Origin of the sequence: Herbaspirillum lusitanum P6-12, assembly GCF_000256565.1 — a bacterium.
Lineage (GTDB): Bacteria > Pseudomonadota > Gammaproteobacteria > Burkholderiales > Burkholderiaceae_D > Herbaspirillum > Herbaspirillum lusitanum.
This window is the reverse complement of record NZ_AJHH01000113.1, coordinates 1-2292: the sequence shown is the minus strand read 5'-3', so window position 1 is coordinate 2292 and position 2292 is coordinate 1. Positions and strand designations below refer to the sequence as shown.

Genomic DNA, 2292 nt, shown 5'->3' with positions numbered 1-2292 from the left:
TGCCGTCAGCGATTCGACTGCGGCGCTGCCGCCTGTGGCTGCGGCGTCGAAACCGGTCGTACGTACGGTGATGACCTTGATCGGATCAATCGACTGCACGGTGGCAATGGCGTTGCCGGCGTAGATGGGACGTTCGAAGGTATCGGCCGACTCCACCTTGGTAATGTCGGAAATCTGGCCCACGTCCAGCTTGGCGGCCACACGCGGCAGGATGTTCTTGCCGTAGGCGGTGGCGGGGGCCAGGATGTGGCTGTAATCCTTGGCGATGGCCAGGACTTGTTCAGCGACGTTCTCGGCCAGGCCATCGGCGAATTGCGGGGCATCGGCCAGCAGTACCTTGGTGACGCCTGCCACTTGGGCGGCAGCGTCAGCGGCGGCCTTGGCGTTGGAGCCGGCCACCAGGACGTGGACATCCCCACCGGCTTGCGCTGCAGCGGTAATGGTGTTGAGGGTGCTGCCCTTGAGGCTGGCATTGTCGTGTTCTGCAATGACGAGTGCGGTCATGTTGTCTCTTCCTTAAATGACTTTGGCTTCGTTTCTGAGCTTGGCAACCAGGGTCGCGACGTCAGGCACCTTCACGCCTGCGCTGCGCTTGGCCGGCTCGGCGACTTTGAGCGTCTTGACGCGCGGCGCGACGTCGACACCGAGGTCGTCCGGCTTGACGATGTCCAGGGTCTTCTTCTTGGCCTTCATGATGTTCGGCAGCGTGACGTAGCGCGGTTCGTTCAGGCGCAGGTCGGTGGTGACAATCGCTGGCAGCGTCAGCGACAGGGTTTCGAGGCCGCCGTCGACTTCACGGGTGACCGAGACCTTGCCGTCTTCAACCACCACCTTCGAGGCGAAGGTCGCTTGCGGCCAGCCCAGCAACGCCGCCAGCATCTGGCCGGTCTGGTTGCTGTCGTCGTCGATGGCTTGCTTGCCGAGGATGATCAGTTGCGGTTGCTCTTTGTCGGCCAGCGCCTTCAGCAGCTTGGCCACGGCCAGCGGTTGCAGGTCCAGATCGGCCGGTGTTTCCACCAGGATGCCGCGGTCGGCGCCGATGGCCATGGCAGTGCGCAGGGTTTCCTGGCATTGCGTCACGCCGCAAGAGACAGCAATGACTTCGGTGACTTTGCCGGCTTCTTTGAGACGCGTGGCTTCTTCCACTGCAATCTCGTCGAAGGGGTTCATCGACATCTTGACGTTGGCGATGTCCACACCGCTACCGTCGGATTTGACGCGTACTTTGACGTTGTAATCTACTACCCGCTTGACGGGAACCAGGACTTTCATGGCGTTTTACCTCTTGGCGATAGTGTTAAAAGTATTTCTGTAGAAAGCGTTGCAGTATCAGAGTCCATCAGATCAGGCGCATAGAGGCAAGCAAGCCGCCGGCAGCCAGAAGAGTGTATTCGTATGCCGTTTCGACTTGCAGGACGGCGTGGAATACATGGGATGAAGATAGATCGTCGACCTCAATCCGTATATGCGGGCGCACTCGTTTCTCAGCGGGAGGTTGTAAGTACGCGGTGACAACCGATGCAGGCGTCAGCATGGATCGCAGCAGTTCCAGATTTTTCTGATCAAGCAGCAACGGTGCGACGCCAAACATGACCAGATTGGATCTATGGATGCGTTCGAAGCTTTCAGCAACCACGGCGCGCACGCCCAGTAATCTTTGTCCCTTGGCCGCCCAGTCACGTGCGGATCCCGTCCCATAGTTCTTGCCGCCAATGATGACGGCAGCATATCCATCCGCAGAAATTGCGGCGCTTGCCTGGTAAATCGAAATGGGTTCCTGGTTTCCGCCGATTCTGGTGAACGGACCTGGTATTCCTGCGAGCCGATTGTCGAGTCTGGAATTGTCGAAAGTGCCTCTGATCATTACCCCGGCGTTGCCGCGCCGGGCGCCATAGCTATTGAAAGTGGCAGGTGTTTCGCCGTCTTGTCTTAACAATTGTGCAGCCTCGGAAGATTCCCTGATTCGCCCCACAGGAGAAATATGATCGGTCGTGATGTTGTCGCCCAATACGAGCAGCGGCTTCATTGGGGAAAATGAAATCGTCGGCGATTCGAATTTCAGCAAGGCATTCAAGACATCGGGACGCTTGAAATAGCTGTCATCGGATCGCCAGGGAAAGGTGGTGCTTTTTCCTGCCTCCAGCGCCGTCCATTGCGCTGCAGGAGCAAACGTGTCTTCGCGATTTGCGGAAATCCCGGCTGTGCGGCTCATGGCAGAGAACAAGGCATCCAGCTGCACAGCGTCCGGGAGCAGGTCCCTCAGATAAATCGGCAGTCCTGCCGCGCTGACGC

The 2292-nt window shown here is 58.7% G+C and carries 1 protein-coding gene and 2 pseudogenes; all 3 read right to left on the bottom strand.

The genetic code is table 11. The annotated features are described in order from the left end of the window. Positions 1-504, bottom strand: a pseudogene (locus HLUSI_RS0104025) (electron transfer flavoprotein subunit alpha/FixB family protein); the annotation flags it as partial. Positions 505-516: 12 nt separating this feature from the next. Then, positions 517-1272, bottom strand: coding sequence for an electron transfer flavoprotein subunit beta/FixA family protein (locus HLUSI_RS0104020; protein WP_016832755.1), 756 nt, complete (start codon positions 1270-1272; stop codon positions 517-519). A gap of 67 nt (positions 1273-1339) precedes the next feature. Next, positions 1340-2292, bottom strand: a pseudogene (locus tag HLUSI_RS0104015) (hypothetical protein); the annotation flags it as partial.

Bases quoted from the DNA above. Each gene is read 5' to 3' on its own strand.
- HLUSI_RS0104020 (WP_016832755.1), bottom strand. From the start codon at position 1,272: ATGAAAGTCCTGGTTCCCGTCAAGCGGGTAGTAGATTACAACGTCAAA.